Origin of the sequence: Tannerella serpentiformis, assembly GCF_003033925.1 — a bacterium.
Classification (GTDB): Bacteria; Bacteroidota; Bacteroidia; order Bacteroidales; family Tannerellaceae; genus Tannerella; species Tannerella serpentiformis.
This window is the reverse complement of the sequence record NZ_CP028365.1, coordinates 2,884,394-2,901,166: the sequence shown is the minus strand read 5'-3', so window position 1 is coordinate 2,901,166 and position 16,773 is coordinate 2,884,394. Positions and strand designations below refer to the sequence as shown.

The 16,773-nt window shown below is 58.6% G+C and carries 14 protein-coding genes; 10 read left to right on the top strand and 4 right to left on the bottom strand.

Features of this window, described 5'->3' with window-relative positions:
* Window positions 1-10: 10 nt before the first annotated feature.
* Window positions 11-2,692: a 4-alpha-glucanotransferase gene (locus tag C7123_RS12280; RefSeq protein ID WP_069175248.1), complete on the top strand. Its 2,682-nt coding sequence runs from the start codon at window positions 11-13 to the stop codon at window positions 2,690-2,692.
* Window positions 2,693-2,731: 39 nt separating this feature from the next.
* Here C7123_RS12280 and C7123_RS12275 read toward each other — a convergent pair whose 3' ends face one another.
* A complete protein-coding gene (locus C7123_RS12275) occupies window positions 2,732-3,151 on the bottom strand; it encodes a bactofilin family protein (RefSeq protein WP_037979886.1) in 420 nt (139 codons plus the stop codon).
* A 181-nt stretch (window positions 3,152-3,332) separates the two neighbouring features.
* On the opposite strand from C7123_RS12275, the gene folB reads away from it, so the two are divergent.
* From folB to C7123_RS13225, 6 genes are all read left to right on the top strand, one after another.
* A complete protein-coding gene (gene folB / locus C7123_RS12270; RefSeq protein ID WP_037979887.1) occupies window positions 3,333-3,686 on the top strand; it encodes a dihydroneopterin aldolase in 354 nt (117 codons plus the stop codon).
* 522 nt (window positions 3,687-4,208) lie between these two features.
* On the top strand, window positions 4,209-5,162 hold the full coding sequence (locus C7123_RS12265; protein WP_069175247.1) for a methylenetetrahydrofolate reductase: 954 nt from the start codon (window positions 4,209-4,211) through the stop codon (window positions 5,160-5,162).
* Window positions 5,163-5,324: 162 nt separating this feature from the next.
* On the top strand, window positions 5,325-6,449 hold the full coding sequence (locus tag C7123_RS12260; protein ID WP_069175246.1) for a DNA polymerase III subunit: 1,125 nt from the start codon (window positions 5,325-5,327) through the stop codon (window positions 6,447-6,449).
* Window positions 6,446-7,456: a gliding motility protein GldB-related protein gene (locus C7123_RS12255; protein ID WP_069175245.1), complete on the top strand. Its 1,011-nt coding sequence runs from the start codon at window positions 6,446-6,448 to the stop codon at window positions 7,454-7,456. Before C7123_RS12260 ends, C7123_RS12255 begins: the two co-directional genes overlap by 4 nt.
* 418 nt (window positions 7,457-7,874) lie before the next feature.
* Window positions 7,875-9,662 carry a translation elongation factor 4 gene (gene lepA, locus C7123_RS12250; protein ID WP_069175244.1) on the top strand — a complete coding sequence of 596 codons (1,788 nt, stop codon included), beginning with the start codon at window positions 7,875-7,877 and terminating at the stop codon, window positions 9,660-9,662.
* Between the two features lie 105 nt (window positions 9,663-9,767).
* On the top strand, window positions 9,768-11,219 hold the full coding sequence (locus C7123_RS13225) for a tetratricopeptide repeat protein (protein ID WP_083206860.1): 1,452 nt from the start codon (window positions 9,768-9,770) through the stop codon (window positions 11,217-11,219).
* A 135-nt stretch (window positions 11,220-11,354) separates the two neighbouring features.
* Here C7123_RS13225 and C7123_RS12240 read toward each other — a convergent pair whose 3' ends face one another.
* Window positions 11,355-11,915 (bottom strand): NUDIX domain-containing protein, encoded by a 561-nt coding sequence (locus tag C7123_RS12240; RefSeq protein ID WP_069175243.1) that lies wholly within the window; start codon window positions 11,913-11,915, stop codon window positions 11,355-11,357.
* A gap of 446 nt (window positions 11,916-12,361) precedes the next feature.
* Between C7123_RS12240 and C7123_RS12235 the strand changes: the two genes are divergently transcribed.
* From C7123_RS12235 to C7123_RS12225, 3 genes are all read left to right on the top strand, one after another.
* Window positions 12,362-13,279, top strand: coding sequence for a nucleotidyltransferase family protein (locus C7123_RS12235; protein ID WP_069175242.1), 918 nt, complete (start codon window positions 12,362-12,364; stop codon window positions 13,277-13,279).
* A 66-nt stretch (window positions 13,280-13,345) separates the two neighbouring features.
* Complete coding sequence (locus C7123_RS12230; protein ID WP_069176363.1) at window positions 13,346-14,011, top strand: peptidylprolyl isomerase; 666 nt, start codon at window positions 13,346-13,348, stop codon at window positions 14,009-14,011.
* A 21-nt stretch (window positions 14,012-14,032) separates the two neighbouring features.
* Window positions 14,033-14,674 carry a DUF4294 domain-containing protein gene (locus C7123_RS12225; RefSeq protein WP_037983066.1) on the top strand — a complete coding sequence of 214 codons (642 nt, stop codon included), beginning with the start codon at window positions 14,033-14,035 and terminating at the stop codon, window positions 14,672-14,674.
* Between the two features lie 37 nt (window positions 14,675-14,711).
* Here the strand turns inward: C7123_RS12225 and C7123_RS12220 are convergent, their stop codons facing one another.
* Window positions 14,712-15,287: an RNA methyltransferase gene (locus C7123_RS12220; RefSeq protein ID WP_069175241.1), complete on the bottom strand. Its 576-nt coding sequence runs from the start codon at window positions 15,285-15,287 to the stop codon at window positions 14,712-14,714.
* Between the two features lie 2 nt (window positions 15,288-15,289).
* Window positions 15,290-16,681 (bottom strand): phosphoglucosamine mutase, encoded by a 1,392-nt coding sequence (gene glmM / locus C7123_RS12215; protein WP_069175240.1) that lies wholly within the window; start codon window positions 16,679-16,681, stop codon window positions 15,290-15,292.
* Between the last annotated feature and the right edge of the window lie 92 nt (window positions 16,682-16,773).

Below are 16,773 nucleotides of genomic sequence, written 5' to 3'. Positions count from 1 at the left end.
TCTTTCCCCTATGACTCTCACTTTCCACCTCTTCTACCCCGCACCGACGGGCCACACCGTGCAGCTTGTCTGCCGAGACATCGCGACAGCTGCCGGTGCTGACCCCGCCGTGGGTCTACCGATGACCTCCACCGACGGGGCGCATTGGTCGCTCTCGCTCGATGTGCCCACGTCGTTGCTGGAGGCCGACTATGCCTACCAATCCCTCGATGCTGACGGGCAACCGTCCGACGAGCCTTGGCGACCGATGCGCCACGTATCGCTCGACCCGACTCACGCTGTCTACACCCTGCATGACCGTTGGCAGACTATCCCCGGCGACAGCCCTCTCTACACCGCGGCCTTCACCCACGCACACTTTATCAGGCACGAGCCACAATCTCCGACCAAGGCGACTCACCCGCGCAGTCTCATCCTACGTGTACCGGCCCCACGCGTCGGAAAGGATGAGCACGTGGCCATCGTCGGCAGCTGCGACAGCCTCGGCAACTGGGATCCCACGCGAGCCGTACGAATGAGCGACGCTCACTTCCCCGATTGGGAGGTCTGCTTAGACTTGGATACGCTCACCCTTCCGTTCGAATACAAGTTCATCCTCCGCAATACCGACGGCCAACTCCACCAATGGGAGGCCGATTTTAACCGTACGTGGACGGGAAGTACGCCGCGAGCGTCCGAGGTCGTGATCGTGTCAGAAACACCCTTCCGCGACGCACGTCCCCAGTGGAAGGGTGCGGGTACGGTGGTTCCTGTCTTCTCCCTGCGATCGGAAACGAGCTTCGGCGTAGGTGACTTGCACGACTTGCGACTCCTCATCGACTGGGCCGCTGAGACAGGACAGTCCGTCGTGCAAGTGCTGCCGATGAATGACACGACCGCCACCTACACCTACCGCGACTCCTACCCCTATAGCGCCATCTCTGTCTACGCCCTCCACCCCATCTATCTCTCACTGACCGACCTCGAGCCGCTAAAAGACGCGCATCAATCGGCCGTCTTTCAACGTATGCAACGCCAACTCAACGCGTTGCCGGAGATGGATTATGAGGCGGTTCTAAAGGGCAAGCTGGACTATTGTCGCACCTACTTCAGCGAGTCGGGGGCGAAGGTGTTGCAGAGCGACGGCTATCGGCGTTTTGTCAGGAAGAACCGTGCATGGCTCATGCCTTACGCCGTCTTCTGTTACTACCGCGACCTACACGGCACAGTCGACTTCATCCGCTGGGGCGACGATGCGACGTACGATACCGACCGGGTGCGGGCGCTCTTCGATGCACAGTGGAAGACGTCTGGCGAGGTGGGTTACCACTGCTTCCTGCAATACATCCTGCACACACAGTTCAGCGACGTGGCCGACTATGCACGCCGCCGAGGTGTGATCCTCAAGGGCGATCTACCTATCGGTGTCAACCGGGCCAGCGTGGACGCGTGGGCCGACACGCCGTATTTCAACCCGCAACAGCAGGCAGGCGCTCCGCCCGACGACTTCTCCACCGTGGGGCAGAATTGGGGCTTTCCGACCTACAACTGGGAGGTGATGGAGCGCGACGATTTCGCTTGGTGGAAGGCGCGACTCGGTAAGCTCAGCGAATACTTCGACTGCTTCCGCATCGACCATATCCTCGGTTTCTTCCGTATTTGGGAAGTACCGATCGACTATGTGCGTGGCCTTTGTGGACACTTTCGTCCGGCTCTTCCACTCACCCCGGACGAGATCGAGGCCTTTGGGTTGTCCTTCGATGTACGTTATGCCCGCCCTATGATCCGACGCGAATGCCTCGCCGAAGTATTCGGTGATAAGTCGGACGAAGTGCTGGCACGTTTTCTTACTTCTATCGATGACGCGTATGTGGCTCCGAACGCCCTTTGTGATACCCAACAAAAGATCGCCACACTGTTTCAGAAAGCCAACGACATCGGTCTGCGCGATGCCCTCTACCGTCTCACCGAGGAGGTGCTCTTCGTGGAAGATCCCTACACGCCTGGCCATTACCATCCGCGTATTTCGGCCGATCGCTCACTACGTTACCACACACTGACCGAGGCCCATCGTATCGCTTTCGATCGCCTCTACGCCGACTTTTTCTTCGTCCGCCACCACGACTTTTGGCGTGACACGGCCCTCCGTCGCCTCCACCCCCTGACGGCTTCCACCGATATGCTTGTCTGTGGCGAAGACCTCGGCATGATCCCCGATTCGGTGCACGAAGTCATGGACCGCCTGCGCATCCTCAGTCTTGAGCTGGGGCGTATCTCCAAGATCTACGGCGTGGAGTTCACCGACCTCCGCCGTGCGCCCTACCTCTCTGTCTGCACCACCTCCACGCACGACATGGCGCCGCTGCGTCTCTGGTGGCAAGAGGATGCCGAACGCACCCGCCGCTACCTGCAGGCCCTATCCTACCCTACCCACAATGAAAATGAAGAAGCTACGCCCGAAGCCGCTGAGTGTATCGTTCGCGACCACCTTCAGGCGGCCTCCATCCTCACTGTCCTCCCTCTCCAGGACTGGCTGGCAATAGATGGTAGTCTGCGTGTACCAGACCCGACTCGCGAGCGGATCAACATCCCCGCCGATCCGGATCATTACTGGCGTTACCGCATGCACCTCACACTCGAGGAGCTACTCGGAGCTGAGGCATTCAACAAAAAAATCGGTGCGATGCTCCGAGAGAGCAACCGCACCGATTGAAGGCGATTGTGTGTGAAACGAATGAAAGATGTGGGAGGGCTACTTCTTATTGAGCGGCGTGACGTTCGACTTGTTGTTGCCCTGTGTACGCGGATCGTCCACCTTGCCTGACATCGTACACGTACCGTTGAAGTGAGCACCCGGTTCGATCTCCAGCGTTTGCGTGAAGATGTCGCCCTTGATGATGGCGGTCGACTTGAAGACCAGCTTCTCCTTGATACGGATCGAGCCTTCTACATCGCCCAAGATCTCAGCATTGTCGGAGATGATATTACCGACTATGCTACCCTTAGGGCCAATAACGATCTTGCCCTTGCAATTGATGTCGCCCTCGATACGTCCGTCCAACCGGAAGTCCGATTCCGAGGCCACGCTACCCGTTACGACCGTTCCCGCGGCCAGCACATTGTGCATCCCACCGCTACTCAGCGGTATCTCTTCGTTCTTTGTTCGTACCATGATTTTTTATGTTTGGTTTTCGCAAATATAGACAGTTTTTCCGGCGGCGAAAGACAGAACGAACAGAGACGAGATCTATTCCTACATGGCAGCAACCCGGCTAAAGGCCGTAACTACCAACGATTATCGAGGGTGAAGCCCTCAAAACCAGTCGGCCCCATGGCCCTAACAATCTCTGATTATGAACGGAAAAATCGCCCTACGCGGCATGAAATTCTACGCCCATCACGGCGTCTTTGAACAGGAAACTGTGATCGGTGGATACTACACCGTAGACGTGGCCTTTGCCCTGCCCACCCTTGCTTCCACGGAGACGGACGAGCTGTCGGATACGGTCAACTATGCCGAAATCTACGACCGAGTGCAGGCCGAGATGGCCCGTCCCTCGCGTCTGATCGAGCATGTGGCCGGACGCATCCACCGCGCCTTGCACGCCTATCGATCTGACCTGACCGACCTACGCGTCACGGTCACCAAACATCATCCACCTCTCGGTGGCGAAGTCCGTGACGCCACCGTGACGCTGGAGGACTGAAGCGGGATTATATCGTTGATTATTGCTACCCGAGGCGTCCACGAATTTGGTCGGGTACCTGTGGGGCGTATGCTTTTGCGCCCTTACAACCGGGTACAAATAAGTCGGATAGCGAAAGAAAAAAAGGCGTTGACAGCAGTCAGAGGTATGCGCCCCGGAGTTTTCTGCCCGTTGACAGTTGTCAAAGCCCCGAAAACTTGAGGATTCTACCCTTTGACAACAGTCAAAGCACAAAATCCCTAAGGTTTTTGCGCATTGACAACTGTCAACGGTCAAAAAACTCGGGGATTCTATTCATTGATAGCTGTCAGAGGGCAGAATCCCGGGGGGTGCATGCCTCTGACTGCTGTCAATGACCGATCTCTTAAATATTTTAACAGGAAGACGAGAGGAAGGTGAACCCGCCCGCCGCTTGACGAGTCTCGTGCTACTTTTGTCCGCCGAAAAGGGCCGCGGGTGAATGTACACCTCTTATTATATGTATGTCACCCCCGATCAAACCACCCTATAACTACCCTATATATGGAAAGAGTCATCGATTTAATCAACAAGAGCCGAGGCACGGCCTTCTCGTTCGAGATCCTGCCGCCGCTGAAGGGCAACAGCATCCAGAGCGTCTATCGCGTCATCGACAAGCTGCGCGACTTCGACCCCAAGTACATCAACATCACCTCGCACCACAGCGAAGCCATCGAGGTGCGCGGCACGGACGGCATGGTGCGCACCGTCAACCTGCGCAAACGCCCCGGATCAGTCGCCATCGCCTCGGCCATACAGAACCGCTACGGCATCGCCGCCGTGCCACACCTCGTCTGCAAGGGCTTCACCAAAGATGAGACGGAGTATGGCCTGATCGACCTGAATTTCCTGGGCGTGAACAACCTCCTCCTCCTCCGCGGCGACGTCAAGCGGCTCCACGAGCCCGATAACGCCGAGATTTATCACGATCACGCCACCGATCTACAGCTCCAAGTGAACAATTTCAACCGCGGCATAGCTCTGGACGGCTCGCCGATCACGGATATCGAAACGCCCTTCTCTTACGGCATGGCCTGCTACCCCGAGATGCACGAGGATGCCCTGTCGATGGACGACGACATCCGATACGCCAAGCTGAAGGTGGAACAGGGCGCGGAGTATCTCGTTACGCAGATGTTTTTTGACAATGCGAAGTATTACGCCTTCGTCGATCGCATGCGGGCGGAGGGCGTCACGGTGCCCATCATCCCGGGCATCAAGCCGATCGTGCTGCGCGACCAGTTGGAGGTCATTCCGCGCATCTTCCACTGCACCTTCCCGCCCGAGTTTGCCGCCGCGCTCAGTCGTTGCAAGACTGACCAAGAGGCGACGGAGGTTGGCGTAGAGTGGTGCACAGCCCAGTGTCGCGATCTGGTGGCACACGGCGTGCCCAGCATCCATTTCTACACCCTGATGGCCTCGGACAGCATCCGCCGCGTAGCCAAAGAGATCTACTGATGATAAAATGAACGGTGAAAATGGGGACGCTCATTCAGGGACGCCGCCCCCATTTTTCGTTTTATCCACCATACTCAACTAGGTTTTCCGCCGAGAAATTAGGGGCACACACAACTCTACGCCCTCGTTTTCGTTTTTAGCATGTAGATTTTAGTTCTCTCTATGTATTTCCACAACGTTATCGGGCAGGATGACCTCAAGGCACGCCTCACGGACACAGCGCGCCGAGGCCTCATCCCCCATGCCCGCCTTTTTTGCGGACGCATGGGCTGCGGCACCTTCCCGCTGGCCCTCGCTTACGCCCGTTATTTGAATTGCTCCGACCGTACGGACACGGACGCTTGCGGGAAATGCCATTCCTGTCGCCAATATGATGCGCTCGCACACCCCGATTTGCATTTCGTCTTCCCCATTGTCGCTGACAAAAAGAGGAAGCGGACCGTCTGCGACGATTACCTCGGTGAATGGCGCGCGATGCTGACTGAGCACACCTATTTTGACCTCGATGAGTGGCTCGACAGGATGGAGACTGCTGGTCGACAGGCCTTAATCTACGCCGAGGAAAGTGACCAGATGATTCGCGCCACCAGCCTCCGAATCTACGAGGCCCAATACCGTGTGCTGATCGTCTGGATGCCTGAGCGCATGCATGCCGCATGCGCCAACAAGCTGCTCAAACTCATCGAAGAGCCCCCGGCACGCACCGTGATCTTGATGGTCTCCGACGCGCCAGACTTGATCCTCGGTACAATCCTTTCGCGCACGCAAAGACTCGACGTCCGACCCATCGAGGCCGACGCCCTCGCCCGCGCATTGGAGCAGCGCAGCGGGCTGTCCTCCGACGCCGCTCGCCACACGGCCCACCTGGCCCATGGCGATCTGCTCGCCGCGGAACGTATCATGGGGCAGGACGAGCGGGAGCGTCTTTTCCTCGACTTTTTCATCCGTATCATGCGCAACGCCTGGAAACGCGACGTCCGCGCCATGAAGCAGACCGCCGACGAGCTCGCCGCGCTCTCCCGCGAGCAGCAGCGTGCCTTTTTGGCCTACTGCCAACACCTCGTAAGGGAGAATTTCGTCCGCCGATTCCGTTCCGACGACCTCAATTACCTCCGCCCGGACGAGGCCGCCTTCTCCGCTCGCTTCTCGCCCTATGTCAACGAGCGGAATGTCTTCGATTTCGCCGCCGAGCTGGCCGATGCGGAGCGTCACATCACCCAAAACGGCAATGCGAAAATGATCTTCTTCGACTTCACCCTCCGAATCACAGTCCTATTAAAGAAATGACCCGTAAGCCCCTCCTTTTTCTCACGCTCATCCTGCTCCTTACCTCGGCCTGCCACTCCACTTCGGCCGACGTGGATTCGACTGCCGATCCTGCTCCCATCGCTCGCTTCGATCGCGATCTCTTCGCTTATGTGGATGCCGACAGCGCGCACGCGACCATCCTACGCGACGGTCTACTCCGCACCTATCCCGAAATGCTCCGCATCCTCTCCCTCGCCCTCTTCGAGCGCCCGGACACGCCGACCGTGGACTACTTCGGGCGCCTCTCCGACTACTACAATGAGCCCACCCTACACCGACTCTATGCCGACGCCCTCGAGCGATACACCGACTCGGCCGTCGACACTCTTTCCCGCACGCTCGGCGCGGCCTTCACCCGCCTCGAGGCCGATCTTCCTGGGCACCGTCGGCCCGCACTCTGCCTGCACGTCTCTGGGCTCTATCAAAATGTACTCGTGGGCGACAGCCTACTCTCCGTTTCCATCGACAAATACCTCGGCGCAGACTATCCGCTCTATGCCGACTTCTTCACGCCCTATGCGCGCCGCAGGATGGCCCCCGAATGCGTGGCGCCAGACCTCATGGCGGCCTATCTGATGTCCGAATACCCTTTCCGAGGCAATGAAGCCGTGCTGCTCGACCGGATGATCTACGAAGGCGCCCTCCGCTATGCTGTGCTCCGTGCCCTGCCCGATCTCAGCATGACCACGCTCATGGGCTGGACGCCTGATGAGCTGAGCGAAGTGGAGCGTCGCGAGGCGGACATCTGGCGGATCATCGTCGAGCGCCGCGCTCTCTACACGCCGGATCGTACCGCCACGGCGCGTTACTTCCTAGATCGGCCGTCAGACTTCCTCTCCGACAAATTGCCCGGCCGACTCGGCGCGTGGATCGGTCTCCGCATCGTCAGTCGCTATATGGATCACACGCACGCCCCACTCGACAACCTCCTCCGCACCACCGACGCGCAAGCCGTCCTCATCGCCTCAAAATATCACCCCCGCTAACCCCTGCACTGCCCTTTCGCGGCTGTTTTTTCTTGTTCCACTCATTTATACACTCCATTTTTCGGGGTAAATAGCGCCGCACAGGTGTAAAGCCACGAACTACACTGTATTTTTCAGTCGCATAAATCGAGGGGGATAAATTTCCGCGCATTCTTCGGGTAACACGTTTTGAAGCCCTGCGTTTTTGCTGTTTGGGGGTGCATGCATGGCGGAGAGAAATATATAAACGTACGCGCACGTACCTTTATAATAGAGCGACGGCGTCCGTCGGACTTTCGAGGGCCAGACAGAGGGGCGACCTGCATGCAGCGACGCTTTTCGGGGCATGCGACGGAAGGGGAGGCCGGAAATGCAACAATCCGTATCCTATCTTACTTTTGCGGGCCGAAATCATCCCCTCAAGCGAACATTTCACAATATGAACCACATACGCAACTTCTGCATCATCGCCCACATCGACCACGGGAAAAGTACCCTCGCCGACAGATTGCTCGAGTACACCAAGACGGTCTCCCCTAAAGACATGCAAGCCCAGGTGCTCGACAATATGGATCTCGAACGCGAGCGCGGAATCACCATCAAGAGCCATGCGATCCAAATGGACTACGCATATCGGGACGAGAAGTGGGTGCTGAACCTGATCGACACGCCCGGGCATGTCGATTTCTCGTATGAAGTCTCGCGTTCCATTGCCGCCTGCGAGGGCGCACTGCTGGTGGTCGACGCCGCACAAGGCATTCAGGCCCAAACGATCTCAAATCTCTACATGGCCATCGAAAATGACCTCGAGATCATTCCGGTGATCAACAAAGTCGACCTTCCGAGCGCCAAGCCTGAGGAGATTGAAGACCAAATCATTGAACTCATCGGCTGTCCCCGAGAGTCCATCCTTCGTGCCAGCGGAAAGACGGGCTTGGGCGTGGCGGAAGTGCTGAACGCCGTGGTCGATCGGATCCCGGCCCCCAAGGGCGATCCCGACGCGCCGTTGCAATGCCTCATCTTCGACTCAGTCTTCAACCCCTTCCGGGGGATTATCGCCTATTTCAAGGTGGTAAACGGGGTGATTCGGCGCGGCGATATGGTCAAGTTCATGGCTACCGGTCGCGAGTACGACGCCGACGAGGTGGGCGCCCTGAAGCTCGAAATGAGCCCGCGCGAGGAGGTCCGTACCGGCGATGTAGGCTATATCATCTCGGGCATTAAGACCTCGAAAGAGGTGCGAGTCGGCGACACCATCACCCATGTGGCCCGCCCCGCCAGCGAACATATCGAAGGCTTTCAAGAAGTCAAGCCGATGGTCTTTGCCGGTGTCTATCCCATTGCATCGGAGGACTTTGAAAACCTGCGTGCCTCACTCGAGAAGCTCCAGCTCAACGACGCCTCCCTGACCTTCCAGCCCGAGAGCTCCGTGGCCCTTGGGTTCGGCTTCCGATGTGGCTTCCTCGGACTCTTACACATGGAGATCGTGCAGGAACGTCTCGAACGTGAGTTCGGAATGGACGTGATCACCACGGTGCCGAACGTATCTTACAAGGTGTACGATCGCAAAGGCGTATGCACCGAAGTGCACAACCCCGGAGGCCTCCCAGACCCAACGCTTATCGATCACATCGACGAGCCCTTCATCCGCGCTTCGATCATCACCCAAACCACTTACATCGGCCCCATCATGACCCTCTGTCTGGGTAAACGCGGTGTGCTCATTAAGCAGGATTACATCACGGGAAACCGTATCGAACTCTTCTACGACCTCCCTCTCGGCGAGATCGTAATCGACTTCTACGACAAACTGAAGAGCATCTCCAAGGGATATGCCTCTTTCGACTACCACTTGCATGATTACCGCCCGGGAAAGCTCGTCAAACTCGATATTCTGCTCAATGGCGAGCCGGTAGATGCCCTTTCTACGCTTACACACTTCGACAACAGCGTGTCGTTTGGCCGACGCATGTGCGAAAAGCTCAAAGAGCTTATTCCCCGCCAACAATTCGACATCGCGATACAGGCTGCCATTGGTGCGAAGATTATCGCTCGGGAAACGATCAAGGCCGTCCGCAAGGATGTTACCGCCAAATGCTACGGAGGTGATGTCTCACGCAAGCGAAAGCTCCTCGAGAAGCAAAAAGAGGGCAAGAAACGGATGAAGCAGATCGGAACCGTGGAAGTTCCCCAGAAGGCCTTCTTAGCGGTCCTGAAATTAGACTAACTCTGGACCAACCACTACAAATACATCATCAATGAAGGGCGCGACGCAGGGCAGCCCCTTAGGCGCCTGCCCTACCTCAAACTCCGTTTTACTATCCCTATACGCATGATCGAAAGTGATACGAATTATTCGTTCCTGATCGGGTCGATGTCCCACCTCACGTGTGCATCTGTGCGGGCCCTCTCCGATCGCTTTATCACCGACCTGGCCGAGGCCGATCGGGACCACCTCTTCGCCGAACTCAAACGAGACGGCAACCAATTGACCACCGAGCCGCGCCTCTGTGCTTACACCTATGCCTTCGGGGCTGTGCGTGAGGCCCGCCTCCGACGTGCTTTTTCGCACCTCTCCAACATCTTTGCCCAGCGCGACGTGGAGCTGATCGACTACGGCTGCGGTGTGGGCCTCGGCGCCTTGGTCTATCACGACCTACTCCTTGAGCGCGGCCTGCCCCTTACGTCCGTTCGGCGTATCACCCTGATCGACCCCACTCCACGCTGCCTCGAGCGCGCTGCACTACACGCCCGCGTTTGCTTTCCCGGCGCCGAACTGCGCACCATCTGCAAGTACACCGATGAGCTTCAAGCCGCAGACACAACGTCCGACGCGAAGCTCCACACGCTACATATCTTTTCCCAGATCGCAGACATGGAGGTTCCATCCATCGCGCACCTGGCGGACACGATCTGCGCAGGACTGCGCGGCCCCAATTATTTTGCCTGCGTGACTCCCTTTTGCGAGCGTGCCCTCCGAGGTACGCCTCCCGCGGATCTTTTCGTAGAGCTGATGGACCCAGACGAAGGGCGCGTGACGGTGGAGAATCTCGCGGCCCGCCGCTTCGTTCGGGGGCAGCAGTGGACGGCTTCCCTGCGTGTCTTCACCAAAGAGGGCAGCCACGACACACCTCCCCCGCCTCCTACGCCGCCGACTGACCCTACGCCGCCGCCCTCTCCCACACCTCCGGCACCGTCCACTGATCCGGCGCCGTCCCCTCCTGCTGATCCGGTTGCGCCTACCCCGACCGCCGTCCATGCCCCTCCTCCGAAATCCACCCTACCCATCGAAAAAGAGCCAGCCCGGCAAGTCGTGGATACGGAGCGCCGTATCGATGAAATTCTTACTTCACTCAACGAACCAGAGGAGCCGGAACACATTCGCCAACTGCGCAACGCGGCTGAGAGCGGCGACGCCAAAGCGCAAAACAAGCTCGGTTACCTCTACGACACGGGGCGCGAACTGCCGCAAAACGACGCCGAGGCCGTGCGCTGGTACCGCCGAGCAGCTGCCCAAAATCACGCGATGGCGCTCTACAATCTGGCCAATCACTACCTCTCCGGCCGCGGCGTACCGCAGGACACCGAAGAGGCCATCAAGTGGTACCGCCTCGCAGCCGATCGCGACGTGTTGCCAGCGATGAACAACCTCGGCGTGATCTACGCCTCCGGGCGCGGCGTCCGTCGCAACGAGGCCGAGGCCATCAAGTGGTATCGCCGAGCGGCTGAACGCGGCGACGAGACAGCTATCCGTAACCTAAAAAAACGGGGCATCAAGGTCTGAACAGGTATGCCCAGTAAGCGCATACGTTGAAATAAAAATCGGGCAGAGCGATCGAAAAGATCACCCTGCCCGATTTGGTTTTTATGCGAGCAGCGTCAGCTTCTCAGCCGGAAGAAAGCGTTTCATACCGCACGACTATCGAGCGGCAGATGACGTGGCGCCGTCCAAAAAGCGGCGAATGCCCCGCTGGATGGAGGCCAGTCCGAAGGCTTCGGGGCGAAGTGCATCGAGCGGTATCCACAGTAATTCCGACGCATCATCGTGCGCTTCCGGCTGAGCCTCGTCCTTAGCCACGCGGCAACGGAAAAACATGTCGACCGTAGCCACCACAAAATCCAAAAAGAGGTAACTGTTCGGCAGTGAGAAGAGAAAATCGGCGTGAAGGACACGCAGCCCCGTCTCTTCGGCCACCTCACGAACTACGCCCTCCTCGGCCGTCTCGCCAACGTCGCAAAATCCGCCAGGCAAGTCGAGCGTGCCGCGCGCGGGATCGTTGGCACGACGGCAGACGAGTAGCTCGTTGCGGTCGTTGAGGATGAGGGCAGCCGTAGCTGCCGCCGGATTATAATAATACGTGAAGCCGCATGCCGGGCAACGGTTCGACTTTTCGTCGTGTGGCGCAAACGTATCCGAGCCACAGCGCGGGCAGTATCGGAAGTCGGCCAGGGGATGAGGATTGGATGATGGAGTGTACATAAGGGCCGCGAAGAAATCGAAAAACAAGATGCAGCCATGCATGGTGCCTAATACCAGTTCGACGCAAGTCGCTCGGGCGGGCCGATGGGGCGAAAGTGGCGCTAAAAAGTCGCTCGGGCGGAGCCGCTGGGTCACAGCGACGCCAAAAAGTCGCTTGACGGGGCCGCTGGCACGCAGGGACGCCAAAAAGTCGCTTGACGGGGCCGCTGGCTCACAGCGACGCTAAAAAGTCGCTTGACGGAGCCGCTGGCACGCAGCGACGCCAAAAAGTCGCTTGACGGAGATGATTGCTTACGTCGGACTCCCAACTGCATGACGGAAAACGAGCTGTCACACCGGTGCGCCCAGAGGCCGGAGGGAACGTATCACATACGCCCCTACATTTGCCGCCAAAATTTCCGGGTGACCCAGAGAGGGGCCTGCCCTACATAAACCACCTATTAAATATGACACCCACTTTGTGCATACTGGCTGCCGGCATGGGCAGCCGCTACGGAGGTCTGAAGCAGCTGGACGGCGTCGGTCCGGACGGCGAGACGATCATGGACTACTCCGTCTTCGACGCTGCACGCGCTGGCTTCAGCCGCGTCGTGTTCGTTATCCGGCGCGATTTTGAGGCCGACTTCCGCGCCCGTGTACTGTCGCGCTATGCCGATCACATCCCCACGGAGGTGGTCTTTCAATCGATGGACGATCTGCCCGACGGCTTCACCTGTCCGCCGGGGCGCACCAAACCTTGGGGCACGAACCACGCCGTGTGGATGGCGCGCCACGCCATCCGCGAACCCTTTGCCGTGATCAATGCGGACGACTTTTACGGTCGTGACAGCTTCGCCACGCTCGCTCGTGCGCTGGCCGAAACGGCGGGTCGAGAGGGCGATTATTGCATGGTCGGCTTTCGCGTCGGCAACACGCTCAGCCCGAGTGGAACCGTCTCGCGCGGCGTCTGTACAACGGATGCAAAGGGCTACCTAACCGGCATCGTGGAGCGAACCGCCATCGCCCGTGTGGACGGCCAAGTCCGCTTCACCGACGAACACGGCACACCGCAGGTGCTCGCCGACGATACGCCCGTTTCGATGAACATGTGGGGCTTCACGCCAGACTATTTCGCACATACAGAAACGTATTTCCGCCGCTTCCTTGCGGATCACGCCACGGACGAACGTGCGGAGTATTACATCCCTTGGGCGGTGAACGAGCTGATCACGAGTGGCACGGCGCGCGTCCACGTGCTCGACACCACATCCTCGTGGTTCGGCGTCACCTACGCTGAGGATCGCGCCGAAGTGGTCCGTCGGCTGCGCGCCCTGACCGACGCGGGAGAATATCCCGCCACGGGACTCTTCCAAAGCATACGATAAGCCTATACGGAACCGTTTTTCATGCGTATTCCGATAAAGACAACCACTAACCCCAACAAAGTCATGATGAAAAGAATGCTATTAGCCGCCTTGCTGTGCGGCATGTGTGCGCTCGGAACATCGGCGCAAGAGAAAGAGACGAAGGTGGCGATCGACACCAACAAAGGCGTGATCACCATCAAACTGTATAACGAGACGCCGCACCATCGCGACAACTTCGTCAAGCTGGTCAAGAGTCACCTCTACGACGGCGTCTTGTTTCACCGCGTGATCAAGGATTTCATGATCCAAGCGGGACATATCGACATGAAGGAGGCTCCGAAAGGGATGAAAGTAAAAGAAGGGGAACCGGACTATACCGTGCCGGCCGAGATCCTTTTCCCCAAACTGTATCATAAGCGCGGACAAGTAGGCGCAGCGCGTTGGGGCGATGATATCAACCCCGAGCGGGCGTCGTCGTCCACGAACTTCTACATCGTCGAGGGTAAGAAATTCACCGCCGAAGGGCTGGACAAGATGGAGCAGGAGAAGCACATCAAGTTCACACCCGAGCAGCGTGAGGTCTACATGACCGAAGGTGGCACGCCACATCTTGACAATGCCTACACCGTCTTCGGCGAGGTGATAGACGGCATGGACGTGGTGGACAGCATCCAAGTTGTGCCTACGGGCAAGGAAGATCGGCCGCTGGAGGATGTGGTCATCCGGTCGATGAAGATCGTTGAGGAATAAACGGATAAGCAAAGGATCACGATGATGAAACGTTGCAGATACGCAATCCTCACCCTGCTCGCCCTGTTCTGTCTCGCGGGAAGTGCGGCCGCACAAAAGCAGCGGCTCACGATCGACGCGGGTTCGAAACGCATACGCATCGTCATCCCCGACGGCTATGCGCTGGGCTCGGTGGAGAACGGCGACACCATCCCACATGTGTACCTGCCGACGGTTTACGTTTTCCCCGAACTCACGTTCAAGAACGATAAAGAGCGGCAGCAGTACAACAAGCTCGTGCGCGACGTCAAGCGCACCCTGCCCTACGCTCGCCTGATCTACGAGACGCTGATCGAGACGTACGAATACATCGAAACGCTCCCGGACGAGAAGTCGAAGCAGGCGCATCTCAAACGTATGGAAAAGGAGCTCTACGCGCAATACAAGCCGGAGCTGAAGAAGCTCACCCTGTCGCAGGGCAAGCTGCTCATTAAGCTCGTCGACCGCGAATGCCATCAGTCGAGCTACAACCTGGCCAAGGCTTACTTGGGCAGTTTCCGCGCGGGTTTCTGGAACATCTTCGCCGGCATGTTTGGCGCCAGCCTTAAAACGAAGTACGACCCGAACGGCAAGGATGCCCTTACCGAACGAGTCGTGCTGTTGGTGCAATGCGGAGCTATTTGAGGAGCTGTTTTCCTCTCTCCTCTCGATGGAGCCAAAGTCAGGGGCTTCCAGCCAAGTTTTCTTGAGAACCGAGGAGTGATTCAGACGGGGTCAACCCCTTGAAAAATTCCCACAAAACGATTCCCGCAGCGACGGACACATTGAGCGAATGCTTCGTGCCGCGCTGCGGGATTTCTATGCATACGTCCGAACGATCGACGACGCGCTGGCTGACACCTTTCACCTCATGACCGATCACGACGGCGTATTTCCGGCCGCGCTCGGGCCGAAACCGATCCAGCGAGACGCTGCCTTCGGCCTGCTCCAAGGCGCAGATGACGTACCCCTCGCGCCGTAACTCCTCGACGGCCTCCAGCGTATCCTTCTCATACCGCCACTCGACGGTCTCCTCGGCTCCGAGCGCCGTCTTGTGGATCTCGGCATGCGGCGGCGTGGCCGTGATGCCGCACAGCCACACGCCTTCCAAACGGAACGCGTCGGCCGTGCGAAACACGGACCCGACGTTGTTCAGGCTGCGCACCTCATCGAGTACCACCACGACGGGCAACTTCTCGCTGGCGCGATACTCCTCCGGCGTCAGTCGGCCCAGCTCCGTAACCTTTAGCTTGCGCATCGTTAGGCGTGGCTTGACTGGATGATGTCGATCAACTCCCGCCCGAGCGCGTCGGCTTCGGCCTTGGTGTGCGCCTCGGCATAGACGCGGATGATAGGCTCGGTATTGCTGCGGCGCAGGTGCACCCAGCGGTCGGCAAAGTCGATCTTCACGCCGTCGATGTCCGTCACGCGCTCACCGGCGAAGCGCTGCTTGACACGATCCAAAATGGCGTCCACGTCAATGCCCGGCGTCAGCTCTACGCGCTGCTTGGAAATGAAATAATTCGGATACGTGGCCCGAAGCTCGCTCACCTTCATCTTCTTTTTGGCCAGGAAAGTCAGGAAAAGCGCAATGCCCACGAGGGCGTCGCGGCCGTAATGCAGGGCCGGATAGATGACGCCGCCGTTGCCCTCGCCGCCGATCACGGCGCCGGTCTCCTTCATTTTCTCCACCACATTCACCTCGCCCACGGCCGAGGCGGCATACTGTCCGCCGTGTCGCTCCGTGATGTCGCGCAGTGCACGCGTAGAACTGAGGTTGCTCACCGTGTTACCCGGCGTGTGCGACAGCACATAGTCGCTCACCGCCACTAACGTGTATTCTTCGCCAAACATCTCCCCGTTCTCACAGACGATGGCCAGCCGATCGACGTCTGGGTCGACGACGAACCCGACATCGGCCCGCGCATGGGGCATCAGGGCCGAGATCTCGGTCAGGTGTTCCGGCAGCGGTTCGGGGTTATGAGAGAAATTGCCGTGCGGATTGCAGTGCAGCTTGAAGATCTCGCGCACGCCGAGGGCGTAAAGCAGATCGGGGATGACCAGGCCGCCGACGGAGTTCACACAGTCGATCGCCACGCGGAAGTTGGCCGCGCGGATGGCGTCCACATCCACCAGGTCGAGGGCCAGCACGCGCCCGATGTGACGCTCCTTGTAACGGTTGTCAACGATCACCTTGCCCAGCGAATCGACCGACGCGAAGCGGAACGCCTCCCCCTCGGCCAGTGTGAGCACCTCGCGCCCATCCTCATCGCTGAGGAACTCGCCGCGCTCGTTGAGCAACTTCAGCGCATTCCACTGCTTCGGGTTGTGGCTCGCGGTGAGAATGATGCCTCCACAAGCCAGCTCGTTTGTGACGGCCAGCTCGGTGGTGGGCGTCGTGGCCAGATCGATGTCGATCACATCGAAGCCCATGCTCATCAGCGTGCCCACGACGATCGATTTGGCCATCGGCCCAGACATGCGGGCGTCGCGTCCGACGACAACGCGGTGCTTCTTGCCTTCCGTCGAGCGGTTGCGGATCCATGTGGCGTAAGCCGCCGTAAACTTCACAATCGAGAGGGGGTTCAGCCCCTCGTCCGGCCCGCCACCGATGGTGCCGCGGATACCGGATATGGATTTGATGAGTGTCATATTATATCGGTATGATGATGACGCAAAGGTAGAGGCGAGCGGGCACAAAAAATGCCGGGCCCCATAGCTCTGGGCACCCGGCATAACCATTA

Bases quoted from the DNA above. Each gene is read 5' to 3' on its own strand.
- C7123_RS12220 (WP_069175241.1), bottom strand. From the start codon at position 15,287: ATGCGCAAGCTAAAGGTTACGGAGCTGGGCCGACTGACGCCGGAGGAG.
- C7123_RS12225 (WP_037983066.1), top strand. From the start codon at position 14,033: ATGATGAAACGTTGCAGATACGCAATCCTCACCCTGCTCGCCCTGTTC.
- C7123_RS12280 (WP_069175248.1), top strand. From the start codon at position 11: ATGACTCTCACTTTCCACCTCTTCTACCCCGCACCGACGGGCCACACC.
- glmM (WP_069175240.1), bottom strand. From the start codon at position 16,681: ATGACACTCATCAAATCCATATCCGGTATCCGCGGCACCATCGGTGGC.
- folB (WP_037979887.1), top strand. From the start codon at position 3,333: ATGAACGGAAAAATCGCCCTACGCGGCATGAAATTCTACGCCCATCAC.
- C7123_RS12235 (WP_069175242.1), top strand. From the start codon at position 12,362: ATGACACCCACTTTGTGCATACTGGCTGCCGGCATGGGCAGCCGCTAC.
- C7123_RS12240 (WP_069175243.1), bottom strand. From the start codon at position 11,915: ATGTACACTCCATCATCCAATCCTCATCCCCTGGCCGACTTCCGATAC.
- C7123_RS12230 (WP_069176363.1), top strand. From the start codon at position 13,346: ATGAAAAGAATGCTATTAGCCGCCTTGCTGTGCGGCATGTGTGCGCTC.
- C7123_RS12260 (WP_069175246.1), top strand. From the start codon at position 5,325: ATGTATTTCCACAACGTTATCGGGCAGGATGACCTCAAGGCACGCCTC.
- C7123_RS12265 (WP_069175247.1), top strand. From the start codon at position 4,209: ATGGAAAGAGTCATCGATTTAATCAACAAGAGCCGAGGCACGGCCTTC.
- C7123_RS13225 (WP_083206860.1), top strand. From the start codon at position 9,768: ATGATCGAAAGTGATACGAATTATTCGTTCCTGATCGGGTCGATGTCC.
- lepA (WP_069175244.1), top strand. From the start codon at position 7,875: ATGAACCACATACGCAACTTCTGCATCATCGCCCACATCGACCACGGG.
- C7123_RS12275 (WP_037979886.1), bottom strand. From the start codon at position 3,151: ATGGTACGAACAAAGAACGAAGAGATACCGCTGAGTAGCGGTGGGATG.
- C7123_RS12255 (WP_069175245.1), top strand. From the start codon at position 6,446: ATGACCCGTAAGCCCCTCCTTTTTCTCACGCTCATCCTGCTCCTTACC.